We start from the raw sequence: 14,936 nt of genomic DNA, 5'->3' as shown, positions 1-14,936 counted from the left end.
TCACAAAGTTTACAGAGGACGGTCTATAATGTCAGATAGAAACAACATGAAACTTTTCACCCTAAACTCTAACCCAGAAATCGCTCAAAAGATTGCTGATACAGTTGGTGTACCTCTCGGAAAATTATCCTCTCGTCAATTTTCTGATGGTGAAATCCAGGTCAATATTGAAGAAAGTGTCCGTGGTTACGATGTTTACATCATCCAGTCAACCAGCTACCCCGTTAGCAACCACTTGATGGAATTATTAATAATGGTTGATGCTTGTGTTCGTGCAAGTGCTCATAGTATCAACGTTGTCCTTCCTTACTTTGGTTATGCTCGTCAGGATCGTATCGCTTCTTCTCGCGAACCCCTCACTGCAAAACTAGTTGCCAATATGCTTGTCAAAGCTGGTGTAAGCCGTGTTCTAACGCTTGACCTCCACGCTGTTCAGGTCCAAGGTTTCTTTGACATTCCTGTTGATAATCTTTATACTGTTCCTCTATTTGCTAAGCACTACTGTGATAAAGGACTCCTTGGCTCCGATGTTGTTGTTGTCAGTCCAAAGAACTCTGGTGTTAAACGTGCACGTAGTTTGGCTGAATACCTTGATGCTCCTATCGCTATCATTGACTACGCCCAAGACGATTCTAATCGTAACGAAGGCTATATCATTGGGGATGTCGAAGGCAAGAAGGCTATCTTAATTGACGATATTCTAAATACTGGTCGTACTTTCTCTGAAGCTGCCAAAATCGTTGAACGTGAAGGTGCAACTGAGATTTATGCAGTATCTAGTCACGGTTTATTTGTTGAAGGTGCAGCCGACCTTCTAGATGCTACAAACATCAAAGAAATCCTTGTGACAGACTCAGTAGCAACCAAAGAAAGAACTCCAGAAAATGTATGTTACATTACTGCTAGCGAGTTAATCGGAGATGCTATCGTCCGCATCCATGAAAGAAAACCCGTCAGCCCACTCTTTGCTTATAACAAAAAGAAATAAGGTGATTCTTTGATTTATTTGGACAATGCTGCAACGACTCCTATGTCAGCAGTAGCTATTTCTGAAATGACCAAGGTCATGCAAGAAACTCATGGTAATCCTTCTAGTATTCATGGCCATGGTCGGCAGGCTGGCAAACTCTTGCGAGAGGCTCGTCAGGACTTAGCCCACTTACTAGGAACCAAACCTCAACATATCTTTTTTACGTCTGGCGGTACAGAAAGTAACAATACAGCCATTATCGGCTATTGTCTCCGTCATCAAAATCAGGGAAAACATATCATCACGACAGCTATTGAACACCATTCTGTACTTGAGACTATCGATTATCTGGTGCAACATTTTGGTTTTGAAGCAACTATCATCCAACCAGTAAATCAAGAAATAACTGCCCAACAGATTCAAGAAGTTTTACGTGGCGATACCGTTCTCGTTTCCACCATGTACGCTAATAATGAAACAGGTAGCCTCTTACCTATCGCTGAGATTGGACGTATTTTAAAAGATCATCCTGCTGCATATCATGTAGATGCTGTTCAAGCTATCGGGAAAATTCCCATCCATCCAGAGGAATTAGGAATTGATTTCCTCAGTGCTTCTGCCCACAAATTCCATGGACCAAAAGGAGTTGGCTTTCTTTATGCTTCTTCCGCGGACTTTGATTCCTACCTTCACGGTGGAGACCAAGAACAAAAGAAACGTGCTGGAACAGAAAACCTCGCTGCCATTGTAGGTATGGTCGCTGCTCTCAAAGAGGATTTAGAGCAACAAGATGAACATTACCAAAAACTAGAGGGATTAAAATCTGCTTTTCTAGATGAGATTGCAGATCTAGAATACTATCTCAACGAAAGCCAACACCAGCTTCCTTATGTTGTCAACATTGGCTTTCCTGGTCAAAAAAATGATTTGCTCTTGCTACGGTTAGACCTTGAAGGAATTTCAATTTCTACTGGTTCAGCTTGTACCGCTGGTGTTGTACAAACCAGTCATGTACTTGAGGCATTTTATGGACCAGATTCGCATCGTTTAACAGAATCTGTCCGTATCAGTCTCTCTCCTCTTAACACCGAAGAAGAACTGAAACAACTCGCACAAACCTTAAAAAATATTATTGGAGATTAATCTAATGGCATTCGAAAAAACCATTAAACTACAAAACTGCCGCTACGACTACACACTTAGCCCAACTGTCAAAAAGTTCACACTGAAAGATAATACTTTCTTTGAAACAAAAGTTGGAAACTACGAACTGACTCGTCTTCTTGAGAAAGTACCGAACAGCGGTGAAGGATTCAAGCTAAAGATCATCATCAACAAAGACCTTACAGGTGCTAAACTCAACATCACTGACAAGTCAGGCCTTCGTTTGGTGAATATCTTTAAATCAGAAGATCACCATATTCACCAAGAAAAATTCTACTTTCTCATGGACAGCCTTGTAGAACGCGGAATCTTCACAAAAGAAGAAAGATAATTGGCTATGTATCAACTTACCTATCAAGATAGTTATCAAGTAGAGCGTACCCTTGAATTTGAAAATTACGAAGAGCTTATGTTATCTCTATCAGGTTGTGTAACTCTTCCAGATACATTCCTAGTCACTTCATTAACCTTTGATGATAAAGTTATCTATCAAGGATTGGTCGGAGATCTCTACCGTTTTCTATCACAAGCTCATTTTTCAGATAAAAACTAAGAAATTTCTTAGTTTTTTCTTGTTTTTGTTGATTTTTTCACAATGTTTCTATAAAATAGAAGAATAGAAAGGTTGTGATTTTGTGAAAGATAAACAGTCTGCTATTCCAAAAGCAACAGCAAAAAGACTCTCTCTTTACTATCGAATTTTCAAGAGATTTCATGCAGAAAAAATCGAACGTGCCAACTCCAAGCAAATTGCAGAGGCTATCGGTATCGATTCTGCGACCGTTCGTCGGGATTTTTCCTATTTTGGCGAGCTAGGTCGTCGTGGTTTTGGTTACGATGTCAAAAAATTGATGAATTTTTTTGCTGATCTCCTAAATGATAACTCCATCACCAATGTTATGTTGGTTGGGATTGGTAATATGGGGCATGCCCTTCTCCACTACCGCTTCCACGAGCGTAACAAGATGAAAATTATCATGGCCTTTGACCTAGATGACCATCCAGAAGTTGGGAGCCAGACACCTGATGGAATTCCAATCTATGGTATCTCACAGATTAAAGAAAAAATCAAAGAAGCAGATGTCAAAACTGCTATCCTAACAGTTCCAAGTGTTAAATCACAAGAAGTTGCCAATCTTTTGGTTGATGCAGGTATAAAAGGTATTCTCAGTTTTTCCCCTGTTCACCTTCACCTCCCAAAAGATGTGGTCGTTCAGTATGTCGATTTGACAAGCGAACTCCAAACCCTCCTCTATTTTATGCGTAAAGAGGATTAGAAAGCGAAAGCATGTATGAAAAAACCAGTTATTGGGATTACAGGAAATGAAAAAGCTCATCCAGATGATGACATCATGATGAGCTACGCAGCAAAGGGCTTTATTGAAGGAGTCAAGGACGCTGGCGGAATTCCAATCATCCTACCGATTGGTGATCAAGAAATGGCTGCCTATTACATCAGTATCATTGATAAGCTCATCCTAACGGGTGGGCAAAATGTTGATCCAAAATACTATGGTGAACCAAAGGCTATTGATAGTGATGACTACCACCTTCAAAGAGATATTTTTGAACTAGCACTTATCAAAGAAGCGATTAAGCAAAAGAAACCAATTTTCTCTGTTTGTCGGGGTACTCAACTTTTCAATGTCGCCATGGGAGGCACGCTACACCAAGATATCGAGGATCATTGGCAGGACTGTTCAGCCGAATACACGACCCAACGCCTCGTAACGGAACCTGATACCATTCTCCGAGAAATCTATGGAGAAATCTCTCACATCAACTCCTTCCACCACCAGAGCATTAAAGATCTAGCCTCAAATCTTAAGGTTGTAGCACATGATCCTAAAGATGGAATCATTGAGGCTGTGACAACTACGGACGGCTTCCCTTATCTTGGTGTTCAATGGCATCCTGAATTTCTCTTTGAAAACCGCCCCAAAGATAAAACGCTGTTTGACTATGTTGTTAACGAACTCTAGGACTTATAAATAGGTTATTAATCATGAATGAAATTAAAATACCTTCTACTCATGAGATTTTGAGAGATATAGAAGCTAATGTTTTCATATCTTATAAGGAAAAGGAAGCTAATCTTTTCTTATCAAACAATGAAAAAGAAATAAGGGTTTGCTTTCATCTTTCTAATCTCTATAGACTTTTAACAGCGGAAAGTTACCAATCTTTTTCTAAGAATAAAGAGAATTTCGATAAACTATCTCAAAAAGAAAAACAGCTGAAAGAAATGTCTAAAAAGGCAAAACTATTTTGTAAAAAGGCAGATGCTAAACTAAAAAGTAAATTTCATTCACGTCTTTACTTTTACAGAGATATTCTCATTCATAAAAAAAGATATTATAAAATCGAAGATTTCAATGAGATTGTCGACTTTATCGTTCAAGAAGATTTACTTGTACCCACGATAAAACCTCTTCCTGTTATCAATATGGCAGAAGTAGATTCCTATGTTTTAAAAGTAATTGAGTAAGATCATGTACAATCTTAAATCAAATCCGTCTTTTCACGGTAACTAAAGTAATCAGAGTGAGAGACAATCAGATGATCCAGAAACACCAGTCCCATCAGTTCACAGGCTTCCTTGACTAACTTGGTTACATGATCATCATTTCGGCTAGGTGCTACTGCGCCTGATGGATGATTGTGGACTAAAATAACAGAAGTCGCCATATGCTTAATAGCATAGTGAAGGATTTCCCTCGGTTCAGCAATACTACGTGTCGCAGATCCGATAAAGATGGTTTGCTGATGAATGATTTGATTTTGAGTATTGAGATAGAGCGCCACTAGGTGCTCTTGTTTTTTATCACCAAGTTCCTGTTGCATTTTTTTAGCTAGCTTTTGACTACTGAGAATACTTTCCATCTCAAGGGTTTCATGTTTATGAATACGATGTCCCAGTTCAATCACCGCCTGTAGTTCAATGGCTTTAATGCGTCCAATACCAGACAGACTCTGCAATTCCTGCAGGGTCATTTTTTTCAAATCAGTTAGACTGGTCAAACTATTCAAGACTTTTTGGGCAATTTCAAAGACATTAGCCTGACGCGTTCCCGTTCTTAGCAAAATAGCTAACAACTCTTGATTGCTCAGAGCCTCTACTCCTTCTTTAACTAGTCTTTCTCTAGGCAAGAGTGAATCTTCTTGGAATGAAATACTGTACATAAAAATCCTCCTCACTTTATTATTCGTGAGGAGGATGAAAAATTAGATTTTTTTCTCAATTGGGGCAACGCTGGCTAGGAGTTTTTTCAGACCGACTTCTGGGAAATTGATTTTCAACTCCTGAGTATCACCGCTACCAGAGACTTCCAGAACAGTTCCCTCTCCCCACTTCTTGTGGAGAGCAATATCCCCAATAGACCAACTTGTACCGCTGGTTTCATTTTTATTTCCAGCTGCAAATTGTCCAAATGGGAGACCACTTGACTGGATAGAGCTTGGGGCAGCACTGCGTTTACGGTCTTGAAGTGCCTGAGCCAAACTCATTCCTTGACCGAAGGCAACGCCACCACTGCTATATGAAGCCTTGAAACTGGTATTAGCTGGTCGAGCCAAACCTTGATACTCAAGCAAGTCCGAACTGATTTCATTGATGAAACGTGTTGGACGGTTATAGCTTGTACGACCGAAAAGCAAGCGTGAGTTGGCATTGGTCAGATAGAGGATTTTCTCAGCGCGCGTGATACCGACATAGGCTAAACGGCGTTCTTCTTCCAGTTCATCAGGTTCCTCAGCCGCTCGACTAAGCGGAAAGACATTTTCCTCCATCCCAATGATAAAGACGACTGGAAACTCAAGCCCCTTAGCAGCATGCAAGGTCATCAAGGTTACTTCAGATGTCTCCTGACTACCAGAGTCTGTGTCTGTAATCAAGGCCAAGTCATTCAAGAAACGACTGAGCTTATCCAAGCCAGTTTCCTCTTCTTGACTATCGGGATTGTCGTCAAAATTCTTAGTAACTGATAGGAACTCTTCGATGTTTTCAACCCGAGCCTTACTTTCCAAGGTTGCTTGGGCATTAAGATTATCGACGTAACCTGTTTTTTCTAGGACGGCCTCAACCAACTCTGTAATGCTTAATTGGTCCAGTTGCTCTCGCAAATCCAAAATCATATTGGCAAAGTCCCAAATTGACTGGGCTGCTTTTCCTTTGATGCCAGACAACATGATGTTTGCAGAAGCATCTAGCATGGACATGTCCTGCATATTCGCAAAATCACGGATTTTCTCAACCGTTCCTGGCCCAATTCCACGTTTTGGTTCGTTGATAATCCGCTCAAAACTGATATTGTCACTCAGATTAGCAATGAGGTTGAGGTAGGCGATAATGTCACGAATTTCCTTACGGCTGTAGAACTTGGTTCCACCAACCATAGTGTAAGGAATATTGGACTTGAGCAAGGCTTCCTCAATAGTACGAGATTGCGCATTAGTCCGATAGAGAACTGCAAAATCCTTGTGAAGGAAATTTTGACTGCGACTAAGTTCATCAATGGTTTTGGCTACAAATACAGCCTCATCTTGTTCGTCATTGGCACGATAGTAAATAATCTGCTCCCCATCAGCATTCTGAGTCCAGAGATTCTTAGGATGACGATTTTTATTGTTTTTAATAACATCATTGGCAGCTTGCAGAATGGTTTTGGTTGAACGATAATTTTCTTCTAACAAGACAACCTTAGCTTGAGGATAATCCTTTTCGAAATCCAAGATATTCTGCATATCCGCACCGCGCCAACCGTAGATAGACTGGTCTGCATCCCCAACTACACAGATATTTTTAAAGCGAGATGCCAATAGTTTGACTAGTTGGTACTGGGCATGGTTGGTATCTTGGTACTCATCAACGTGGATGTATTGGAACTTCTGCTGGTAGTAGGTCAAGACATCAGGATTTTGATCAAAGAGACGCAGGGTCAACATGATTAAATCATCAAAGTCAACGGACTCAGACTGACGAAGCTCTTTCTGATAGACTGTGTAACATTGAGCCACGATTTGCGTGTACATATCTCCAGCTTGATCTGCATAAGCCACATCATCAATCAAGTCATTCTTAGCATTGGAAATGGAACCCAAGATTGTCCGTTCATTCCATTTTTTCGGATCCAAGTTTAACTGCTTGAGAATGCGTTTCATAAGGGTTCGTTGTTCACCAGGATCTACAATGGTGAAATTACGATTGTAGCCGATATGATCCGCATCGCGACGCAGAATACGAACACACATGGAGTGAAAAGTCGCAATCAGACAGTCCTGAGTAGCTGGATTAAGACCATAAGCACGCTCTTTCATCTCACGCGCAGCCTTGTTGGTAAAGGTAATGGCCAAGATATTCCAAGGATTGACTATCTTTTCATCAATCAGATAGGCAATGCGGTGGGTCAAAACACGGGTCTTTCCTGACCCGGCACCCGCCATAATTAACAAGGGGCCTTCTGTCGCTTGCACCGCCTCAGCCTGACGGTCATTCATTCCATTCAATAATGCGTTCATTTTCTCTTCCTTACTCTTGAAGTCAATATTTCTATTATATCAGAATTCAAGGAAAATATCTTTACCTAGACTGGTTGCGTGTGGAATTCTACTCTTTCATATCATCAGGAGGAGTCAATGACTTTTGCATCCAAACAATATCATGCCATTTTCCAAACTTATAGCCTATCTTAGGGAAATGAGCTACTTGTTCATAGCCTCTCTTTTGGTGAAGAGAAATGCTTCTATCATTCGGTAAAGCAATACAAGCTAAGAAGCGTAAGTAACCTCTAGACTCTAGTTCTTCCTCCAGACAGTCATAGAGTAGACTCCCTAACCCTTGACCTTTGGCTTCTTGATTCAAGTAAATTGAGACTTCGACTGACCAATCATAGGCTCTCCTATCATAATAGGTGGAAGCATAGGCATATCCCAAAATTTTGCCTTCTTCCACTAGCACTAGATAAGGATATTTAAGCAAGGTCTTTTGAACTCTTCTTTGAAATTCCTCAACACTTGGCACCTCGTATTCAAATGTAATGGCTGTATTAAGGACATAGGGAGCATAAATAGCAAGTAGGTCTGGAATATCAGACTCCCTTACTGTTCGAATCGTTGACATATATTTCTCTTTCTAAAATCGAAAATGAGCTTGGATAGCTTTTCCAAACTCATTTGAAATCAATTGCAATATACTAGAACAAGCCTAGAACTGTTCCATCGCTTTCAACATCCATGTTGAGAGCGGCTGGACGTTTTGGAAGTCCTGGCATGGTCATAACATCACCAGTTAAGGCTACGATGAAGCCTGCACCTAATTTTGGTACCAATTCACGAATGGTAATTTCAAAGTTTTCTGGTGCTCCAAGTGCATTCGGATTGTCAGAAAAACTGTACTGAGTTTTAGCCATACAGATTGGCAATTTGTCCCATCCATTCTGAACGATTTGGGCAATTTGAGTTTGAGCTTTCTTCTCAAAGTTCACTTTGCTACCACGGTAGATTTCAGTAACAATCTTTTCAATCTTTTCTTGGACAGAAAGGTCATTGTCATAAAGACGAGTGTAGTTGGCTGGATTATCAGAGATAGTCTTGACAAGTGTTTCGGCAAGTGCTACACCACCTTCTGCGCCATCAGCCCAGACACTAGCCAACTCAACTGGCACATCAATAGAAGCACAAAGTTCCTTCAAAGCTGCGATTTCAGCTTCTGTATCAGAGACAAATTCGTTAATCGCGACAACTGCAGGCACTCCAAATTTACGGATATTTTCAACGTGGCGTTTTAAGTTAGCAAAACCTGCTCGAACTGCTTCTACGTTTTCTTCTGTCAAAGCATCTTTAGCAACGCCACCATTCATCTTGAGGGCACGAAGGGTTGCGACGATGACTACCGCATCTGGAGAAGTTGGCAAGTTTGGGGTCTTGATATCAAGGAATTTCTCAGCACCGAGGTCTGCACCAAAACCAGCTTCAGTAACCGTATAATCAGCCAAGCGTAGGGCTGTGCTTGTCGCCAAAACAGAGTTACAACCGTGAGCGATATTGGCAAATGGACCACCATGTACAAAGGCAGGTGTACCGTAAATTGTCTGAACAAGGTTTGGTTTAATGGCATCCTTCAAGATCAGAGCCAAAGCACCTTCAACCTGCAAATCACCTACAGAAACAGGAGTACGGTCATAGCGGTATCCAATAACGATATTGGCCAAACGACGTTTCAAGTCCTCGATATCCGTTGCCAAGCAAAGAATAGCCATGATTTCAGAAGCAACTGTGATATCAAATCCATCCTCACGTGGAATACCATTTAGAGGACCACCAAGACCAACGGTTACATGGCGCAGCGCACGGTCGTTCAAGTCCACGACACGCTTCCAGAGAATACGACGTTGGTCAATTCCCAGCTCATTTCCTTGGTGCAAGTGGTTGTCAATCAAGGCAGAAAGGGCATTATTAGCAGTTGTAATGGCATGCATGTCTCCAGTAAAGTGGAGATTGATGTCCTCCATTGGCAACACTTGGGCATAACCACCACCGGCTGCACCACCCTTAATCCCCATTACTGGACCAAGTGACGGTTCGCGAATGGCAATCATGGTTTTCTTACCAATCTTGTTTAAGGAATCCGCAAGACCAATGGTAATAGTTGATTTTCCTTCACCTGCTGGTGTTGGGTTGATAGCTGTCACCAAAATCAACTTACCAACTGGATTGCTCTCAACTGCACGAATTTTATCAAAGGTGAGCTTAGCCTTGTACTTTCCATACAACTCCAAATCATCGTAAGAAATACCAAGTTTCTCCACAACATCAACGATTGGCTTCAACTCAATACTCTGTGCGATCTCAATATCTGTTTTCATTCAAAACTCCTCTAACCTCTTATATGATAATTCATTATAACACAAAAAAAGGTTTTTCACATACAAAAAGCTTAGTAAAGTTTATAAACATCAAGTTTTAAGGCCGATTTTAGTCATCTTTTTTACTTTTTATAAGTTTTTATAGCCAAAAACTATAATCTTTCTGGAAAATTAGATGAAAAAAACAAACGCTTTCTTTTGATTCTATTTTATTTTTTGGTACAATAGTCCTATGAAAATTTTAGTTACGTCAGGCGGTACCAGTGAAGCTATCGATAGCGTCCGCGCTATCACTAACCATTCTACAGGTCGCCTGGGGAAAATCATCACTGAAACTTTGCTTGCTGCAGGACATGAAGTTTGTTTGATAACGACAAAACGATCTCTGAAGCCAGAATCCCATCCCAACCTAAGTATTCGAGAAATTACCAATACCCACGAGCTTCTACTAGAAATGCAAGAACGTGTCAAGGATTATCAGGTCTTGATCCACTCAATGGCTGTGTCCGACTACACTCCTGTTTATATGACAGGGCTTGAGGAAGTTCAGGCTAGCTCCAATCTAGAAGAATTTTTAAGCAAGCAAAATCATCAAACTAAGATTTCTTCAACTGATGAGGTTCAGGTTTTATTCCTGAAAAAAACACCCAAAATCATCTCTCTAGTCAAGGAATGGAATCCTGCTATTCATCTGATTGGTTTCAAACTGCTAGTTGATGTTAACGAAGATCATCTGGTTGACATTGCTAGAAAAAGTCTTATCAAGAACCAAGCAGACTTAATCATTGCAAATGATCTGACTCAAATTTCAGCAAACCAACATCGTGCAATCTTTGTTGAGAAAGATCATCTTCAAACGGTTCATACTAAAGAAGAAATTGCAGAACTCCTCCTTGAAAAGATTCAATCCTATCATTCATAGAAAGGAAAGCTATGGCAAACATTCTCTTGGCTGTAACTGGGTCAATCGCCTCTTACAAGTCGGCAGATTTAGTCAGTTCTCTAAAAAAACAAGGCCATCAAGTCACTGTCTTAATGACTCAGGCTGCTACAGAGTTTATCCAACCTTTGACACTACAGGTCTTATCACAGAATCCTGTCCACTTGGATGTCATGAAGGAACCCTATCCTGATCAGGTCAATCATATCCAACTTGGTAAAGAAACGGATTTATTTATCGTGGCCCCTGCCACAGCTAACACCATTGCAAAACTAGCACATGGCTTTGCGGACAACATGGTGACTAGTACAGCGTTATCTTTACCCCAAAACATTCCTAAACTACTTGCTCCTGCTATGAATACAAAAATGTATGACCATCCGGCAACTCAAACAAACCTTAAAACTTTAGAAACATATGGTTACAAGCTTATCTCTCCAAAAGAATCCTTACTTGCTTGTGGAGACTACGGAAGGGGAGCTTTGGCAGACCTTGATATTATTTTAGAAAGAATAAAGGAAACTCTCAATGAAAAAACGATCTAATATTGCCCCAATTGCTATCTTTTTTGCGACCATGTTGGTCATTCACTTTCTAAGCTCTCTCTTATTTAATCTATTCCCATTCCCAATTAAACCAACTATCGTGCATGTTCCTGTTATTATTGCAAGTATTATTTACGGTCCACGCGTTGGGGTTACACTTGGATTTTTAATGGGACTACTTAGCTTGACGGTTAACACGATTACGATTCTACCGACAAGTTACCTCTTCTCCCCATTTGTACCAAACGGAAACATCTACTCAGCTATCATAGCTATCGTCCCACGTATTTTGATTGGTTTAACTCCTTATCTAGTTTATAAACTGATGAAAAATAAAACTGGTCTGATTCTAGCTGGTGCCCTTGGTTCCCTTACCAACACCGTCTTTGTCCTTGGTGGAATCTTCTTCCTTTTTGGAAATGTCTTCGATGGCAATATCCAAAAACTCCTAGCAACTGTTATCTCTACAAACTCAATCGCCGAATTGGTTATCTCAGCCATCTTGACTGTAATGATTGTCCCACGTCTCGAAACCTTGAAGAAATAAAAAAAACAACTCCACTTTCGTCCTGAAGGTGGAGTTTAGTAGTTAAAACATAAGAATTAAGTTCCCAGTATTCTTTCTTTACCACATTTAATCAAATATCCATTAAAAATCACTAATGCTTCTTGACTTAACTGATTATTTATTGTACCATACTTGTGTATATACAGATAAATGGAGGTTCTTATGGATATACGGAAAAAAACGCAGTTTATGACCATGACTGCACTGCTCACAGCAATCGCGATTTTGATTCCAATCATTATGCCTTTTAAAATCGTCATCCCACCAGCTTCTTACACTTTAGGAAGCCATATCGCCATCTTTATCGCCATGTTCCTATCACCTTTGATGGCTGCTTTTGTGATTATTGCTTCGAGTCTCGGTTTCCTGATGGCAGGCTACCCTATGGTTATCGTTCTGCGCGCCTTTTCTCACATCGTTTTTGGTATTTTGGGAGCATTTTACTTAAAAAAATTCCCTGAAACCTTGGATAAACCAAAGGCATCTTGGATTTTTAACTTTGTTTTGGGTGTTGTTCACGCTATCGCTGAAGTACTAGCTTGTATCATCTTTTATGCTACTTCAGGGACAAACGTTGAAAATATGTTTTATGTTCTCTTTGTCCTAGTTGGTTTTGGCACAATCGTTCATAGTATGGTAGACTATACATTAGCACTAGCTGTCTATAAAGTGCTTCGAAAACGTCGCTAAAAGGAAAAACTATGACAAAGGATCGCAAACAAGCTCTTCTCAAACTGTTAAAAGAGGCACCAAAAGCTCTCAATGGTCAAACCTTGGCTGAGCACTTTCATGTTACGCGCCAAGTCATTGTACAGGATATCGCTATTCTCCGAGCAGATGGGGCTCCTATCCTATCCACCAATCGTGGCTATATCTATAAAGAAAACAATGTCAGCCCCTACGTTCACAAACTCTTTAAAGTGAAACATGAACTGGAAGAAATCGGGCAGGAACTTCTAGCCATTGTAGATAATGGCGGACGCGTTCAAAATATCTTAATCGATCATCCCGTTTATGGCGAAATTGAAACCCATCTCAAACTCACCTGTCGCCGAGATGTCCAGCACTTTCTGGAACAAGTCGAGAATTCAGACTTTAGACCCCTTTCTGAATTGACAGACGGCATCCATTACCACCTTGTTGAAGCTGAGACACAACAAGACCTCCACTATATCGAGGAGGCCTTGGATCAGTTAGGTTATTTGGTAAAAGACTAGAAAATTTCTTTCTCCCAGCCGTCCTCTGTACGGTGACGATAGAAGAACTCAGACTTGTCAGGTGCTTCCATCATTTCCATCAAAGGCAACATATCATAGGCCAGATCCAAGTTTGGAATCTGGTCTTTTTGCACCCAAGATACTTCTCCTTCTTCTGAGGATTGGAGATTTCCACTAAACTCTGTCGCCTTATAGCAAACGACAATGTAGCGTCCACCTGTATCTAAGGGCCAATTTTTAATGCCGACCAGTTGGGGATTCTGAATGGTCAGGCCAGTTTCTTCGTATATTTCACGAATGACAGACTCGGCAAAGGCCTCGCCATTCTCAACATGACCTCCTGGAAAGGCATAGCCAGACCAGCGATTGTTTTCAGGAGAGCGGTATTGCATGACTACTCGCTTATTTTCTAAATCTTCGATTAGACAGATGTTGGTTAAAATGGTTGCTTGGGAACGGGACATAGGTTTGCTCGCTTTCTAAATTATTAAATTTTCAGACTTGGTACCAGAGCCATTAGCTTTTACTTTTTAAAATTATTTAGAATAGAATACCATCCGTTTTTCCTTTATAGGTTTTCCAAGGTCAAGCATCTTTTCTTGTCCATCAAAAGTAAAACCCATTTTTTGATAGAAAGCAATGGCACGCTTATTATCTTTCAATACCCATAAGAAAATTTCAGAAAAATGATCAAGAGCATTCAAAGCTGCTTTCACTAACTTTTGTGCGATACCTTTTCCATAATAGTCTTTTAAAATATATAAAGCCATAATTTCACCAGCTTGAATAGTCTCATCACGAAAGTTCCCATAACTGATAAAACCAACTACCTTCATGCCATCTATCGCAATCAATGTATTTTCTGGATACTTTTGACTAAAGAATCGACATCTTTCTAATGTTATTGTCTCCTGAAATTCTGCAGGCAAAAGGTCGTCATAAGCCTCTCTCCACGTTTGCCAGTGAACGAGGGATTTACCTTCTATCTCTTCAGGAGTTTTCATCTTTTTGATAGTAAGATTCATTTATTTTTCTCCTTTCTCTACCCCAACGCCTTCACTTCCTCAGCAACTTTTTGCAGATATTTTTGTCTTGTAGAATTTGTATTCACCTCACGCCCTAACTCACCCAAAATTGAAACTTTCTTTGTTTTAATACCGCAGTGATTTAGGACAGCATTCTTTAATACTGATATTCCATAACTGTCTGGGATATTGATAGGACCTGAAAATACTTTGTACCACCATGTTGGTGCCATTGATGTTGCGTAAATACTGGCCGTTTTTCCTTTTAGTAACTTTTTAAACTGCTGACTTCTTAAGTAGTTCCAAATAAAACTTCCTTTATTATTGGTAGAGTAAGCAATTCCTGGCGTGAAAACACGATCGATCCAACCCTTCAATAAACTAGGCATACTACTCCACCAAATTGGATAGACAAAAATGAAATGATCTGCCCACTGGATTAATTCCTGAGAGCGAAGTATGAAGCAGTCCTCTTCCATACGTTTTCGATAACCATAACGTAATACGGGATCAAAATCTATCTCATTTAGATTAATAGATTCAAGCTCATGATGATTTGAGTCAATATTTTCTACAATCGTTCGAAAAATTTCTTGACAGAAACTTCCCTTGTCAGGATGTCCATTGATGACTAAAATTTTCATT

General features: G+C 40.2%; 19 protein-coding genes. 12 read left to right on the top strand and 7 right to left on the bottom strand.

The window, feature by feature from the left end:
• Positions 1 to 28: 28 nt before the first annotated feature.
• From DB729_RS05390 to DB729_RS05360, 7 genes are all read left to right on the top strand, one after another.
• Positions 29 to 988 carry a ribose-phosphate diphosphokinase gene (locus DB729_RS05390; protein WP_001283847.1) on the top strand — a complete coding sequence of 320 codons (960 nt, stop codon included), beginning with the start codon at positions 29 to 31 and terminating at the stop codon, positions 986 to 988.
• 9 nt (positions 989 to 997) lie between these two features.
• Positions 998 to 2,113 (top strand): cysteine desulfurase family protein, encoded by a 1,116-nt coding sequence (locus tag DB729_RS05385; RefSeq protein ID WP_109290061.1) that lies wholly within the window; start codon positions 998 to 1,000, stop codon positions 2,111 to 2,113.
• Positions 2,114 to 2,117: 4 nt separating this feature from the next.
• Positions 2,118 to 2,465 (top strand): DUF1831 domain-containing protein, encoded by a 348-nt coding sequence (locus DB729_RS05380; RefSeq protein WP_000863526.1) that lies wholly within the window; start codon positions 2,118 to 2,120, stop codon positions 2,463 to 2,465.
• Between the two features lie 6 nt (positions 2,466 to 2,471).
• On the top strand, positions 2,472 to 2,687 hold the full coding sequence (locus DB729_RS05375) for a DUF4649 family protein (RefSeq protein ID WP_007522028.1): 216 nt from the start codon (positions 2,472 to 2,474) through the stop codon (positions 2,685 to 2,687).
• A gap of 82 nt (positions 2,688 to 2,769) precedes the next feature.
• Positions 2,770 to 3,411, top strand: a complete 642-nt coding sequence (locus DB729_RS05370; protein WP_000653409.1) for a redox-sensing transcriptional repressor Rex — start codon at positions 2,770 to 2,772, stop codon at positions 3,409 to 3,411.
• 15 nt (positions 3,412 to 3,426) lie between these two features.
• Entirely contained in the window at positions 3,427 to 4,116 is a 690-nt protein-coding gene (locus tag DB729_RS05365; RefSeq protein ID WP_061588202.1) for a gamma-glutamyl-gamma-aminobutyrate hydrolase family protein, read from the top strand.
• 23 nt (positions 4,117 to 4,139) lie between these two features.
• Positions 4,140 to 4,622, top strand: a complete 483-nt coding sequence (locus DB729_RS05360; RefSeq protein ID WP_007522030.1) for a hypothetical protein — start codon at positions 4,140 to 4,142, stop codon at positions 4,620 to 4,622.
• A 14-nt stretch (positions 4,623 to 4,636) separates the two neighbouring features.
• Here DB729_RS05360 and radC read toward each other — a convergent pair whose 3' ends face one another.
• From radC to DB729_RS05340, 4 genes are all read right to left on the bottom strand, one after another.
• Positions 4,637 to 5,317: a RadC family protein gene (gene radC / locus DB729_RS05355; RefSeq protein WP_007522031.1), complete on the bottom strand. Its 681-nt coding sequence runs from the start codon at positions 5,315 to 5,317 to the stop codon at positions 4,637 to 4,639.
• 42 nt (positions 5,318 to 5,359) lie between these two features.
• Positions 5,360 to 7,651 (bottom strand): DNA helicase PcrA, encoded by a 2,292-nt coding sequence (pcrA, locus tag DB729_RS05350; protein ID WP_109290062.1) that lies wholly within the window; start codon positions 7,649 to 7,651, stop codon positions 5,360 to 5,362.
• An 88-nt stretch (positions 7,652 to 7,739) separates the two neighbouring features.
• On the bottom strand, positions 7,740 to 8,252 hold the full coding sequence (locus DB729_RS05345; protein WP_007522035.1) for a GNAT family N-acetyltransferase: 513 nt from the start codon (positions 8,250 to 8,252) through the stop codon (positions 7,740 to 7,742).
• A gap of 73 nt (positions 8,253 to 8,325) precedes the next feature.
• Positions 8,326 to 9,996 carry a formate--tetrahydrofolate ligase gene (locus tag DB729_RS05340; RefSeq protein ID WP_084873157.1) on the bottom strand — a complete coding sequence of 557 codons (1,671 nt, stop codon included), beginning with the start codon at positions 9,994 to 9,996 and terminating at the stop codon, positions 8,326 to 8,328.
• A gap of 232 nt (positions 9,997 to 10,228) precedes the next feature.
• Here DB729_RS05340 and coaB point away from each other — a divergent pair, with 232 nt between their 5' ends.
• The 5 genes from coaB to DB729_RS05315 all read left to right on the top strand — a co-directional run bounded on the left by coaB (position 10,229) and on the right by DB729_RS05315 (position 13,266).
• Positions 10,229 to 10,918, top strand: a complete 690-nt coding sequence (coaB, locus tag DB729_RS05335; protein WP_007522039.1) for a phosphopantothenate--cysteine ligase — start codon at positions 10,229 to 10,231, stop codon at positions 10,916 to 10,918.
• Between the two features lie 11 nt (positions 10,919 to 10,929).
• On the top strand, positions 10,930 to 11,481 hold the full coding sequence (gene coaC / locus DB729_RS05330; RefSeq protein ID WP_033606394.1) for a phosphopantothenoylcysteine decarboxylase: 552 nt from the start codon (positions 10,930 to 10,932) through the stop codon (positions 11,479 to 11,481).
• Positions 11,465 to 12,028: an ECF transporter S component gene (locus tag DB729_RS05325; RefSeq protein ID WP_109290063.1), complete on the top strand. Its 564-nt coding sequence runs from the start codon at positions 11,465 to 11,467 to the stop codon at positions 12,026 to 12,028. Before coaC ends, DB729_RS05325 begins: the two co-directional genes overlap by 17 nt.
• Before the next feature lie 183 nt (positions 12,029 to 12,211).
• Positions 12,212 to 12,739, top strand: coding sequence for an ECF transporter S component (locus tag DB729_RS05320; protein ID WP_000354636.1), 528 nt, complete (start codon positions 12,212 to 12,214; stop codon positions 12,737 to 12,739).
• Positions 12,740 to 12,750: 11 nt separating this feature from the next.
• On the top strand, positions 12,751 to 13,266 hold the full coding sequence (locus DB729_RS05315; RefSeq protein ID WP_109290064.1) for a transcription repressor NadR: 516 nt from the start codon (positions 12,751 to 12,753) through the stop codon (positions 13,264 to 13,266).
• Here DB729_RS05315 and DB729_RS05310 read toward each other — a convergent pair.
• The 3 genes from DB729_RS05310 to DB729_RS05300 form a co-directional block, all read right to left on the bottom strand.
• Entirely contained in the window at positions 13,263 to 13,730 is a 468-nt protein-coding gene (locus DB729_RS05310) for an 8-oxo-dGTP diphosphatase (protein WP_109290065.1), read from the bottom strand. The genes DB729_RS05315 and DB729_RS05310 overlap by 4 nt on opposite strands.
• Before the next feature lie 72 nt (positions 13,731 to 13,802).
• Positions 13,803 to 14,291 (bottom strand): GNAT family N-acetyltransferase, encoded by a 489-nt coding sequence (locus DB729_RS05305; RefSeq protein ID WP_084873163.1) that lies wholly within the window; start codon positions 14,289 to 14,291, stop codon positions 13,803 to 13,805.
• 17 nt (positions 14,292 to 14,308) lie between these two features.
• Positions 14,309 to 14,935 carry an NAD(P)H-dependent oxidoreductase gene (locus DB729_RS05300; RefSeq protein WP_109290066.1) on the bottom strand — a complete coding sequence of 209 codons (627 nt, stop codon included), beginning with the start codon at positions 14,933 to 14,935 and terminating at the stop codon, positions 14,309 to 14,311.
• Position 14,936 lies beyond the last annotated feature (1 nt).

Source organism: Streptococcus halitosis, from assembly GCF_003143695.2.
Lineage (GTDB): Bacteria > Bacillota > Bacilli > Lactobacillales > Streptococcaceae > Streptococcus > Streptococcus halitosis.
The sequence above is the reverse complement of the archived record's forward strand: the minus strand, read 5'-3'. Positions and strand labels throughout refer to the sequence as shown.

Bases quoted from the DNA above. Each gene is read 5' to 3' on its own strand.
- DB729_RS05345 (WP_007522035.1), bottom strand. From the start codon at position 8,252: ATGTCAACGATTCGAACAGTAAGGGAGTCTGATATTCCAGACCTACTT.
- DB729_RS05315 (WP_109290064.1), top strand. From the start codon at position 12,751: ATGACAAAGGATCGCAAACAAGCTCTTCTCAAACTGTTAAAAGAGGCA.
- pcrA (WP_109290062.1), bottom strand. From the start codon at position 7,651: ATGAACGCATTATTGAATGGAATGAATGACCGTCAGGCTGAGGCGGTG.
- coaB (WP_007522039.1), top strand. From the start codon at position 10,229: ATGAAAATTTTAGTTACGTCAGGCGGTACCAGTGAAGCTATCGATAGC.
- DB729_RS05340 (WP_084873157.1), bottom strand. From the start codon at position 9,996: ATGAAAACAGATATTGAGATCGCACAGAGTATTGAGTTGAAGCCAATC.
- DB729_RS05375 (WP_007522028.1), top strand. From the start codon at position 2,472: ATGTATCAACTTACCTATCAAGATAGTTATCAAGTAGAGCGTACCCTT.
- radC (WP_007522031.1), bottom strand. From the start codon at position 5,317: ATGTACAGTATTTCATTCCAAGAAGATTCACTCTTGCCTAGAGAAAGA.
- DB729_RS05365 (WP_061588202.1), top strand. From the start codon at position 3,427: ATGAAAAAACCAGTTATTGGGATTACAGGAAATGAAAAAGCTCATCCA.
- coaC (WP_033606394.1), top strand. From the start codon at position 10,930: ATGGCAAACATTCTCTTGGCTGTAACTGGGTCAATCGCCTCTTACAAG.
- DB729_RS05320 (WP_000354636.1), top strand. From the start codon at position 12,212: ATGGATATACGGAAAAAAACGCAGTTTATGACCATGACTGCACTGCTC.
- DB729_RS05305 (WP_084873163.1), bottom strand. From the start codon at position 14,291: ATGAATCTTACTATCAAAAAGATGAAAACTCCTGAAGAGATAGAAGGT.
- DB729_RS05300 (WP_109290066.1), bottom strand. From the start codon at position 14,935: ATGAAAATTTTAGTCATCAATGGACATCCTGACAAGGGAAGTTTCTGT.
- DB729_RS05390 (WP_001283847.1), top strand. From the start codon at position 29: ATGTCAGATAGAAACAACATGAAACTTTTCACCCTAAACTCTAACCCA.
- DB729_RS05310 (WP_109290065.1), bottom strand. From the start codon at position 13,730: ATGTCCCGTTCCCAAGCAACCATTTTAACCAACATCTGTCTAATCGAA.
- DB729_RS05360 (WP_007522030.1), top strand. From the start codon at position 4,140: ATGAATGAAATTAAAATACCTTCTACTCATGAGATTTTGAGAGATATA.
- DB729_RS05380 (WP_000863526.1), top strand. From the start codon at position 2,118: ATGGCATTCGAAAAAACCATTAAACTACAAAACTGCCGCTACGACTAC.
- DB729_RS05325 (WP_109290063.1), top strand. From the start codon at position 11,465: ATGAAAAAACGATCTAATATTGCCCCAATTGCTATCTTTTTTGCGACC.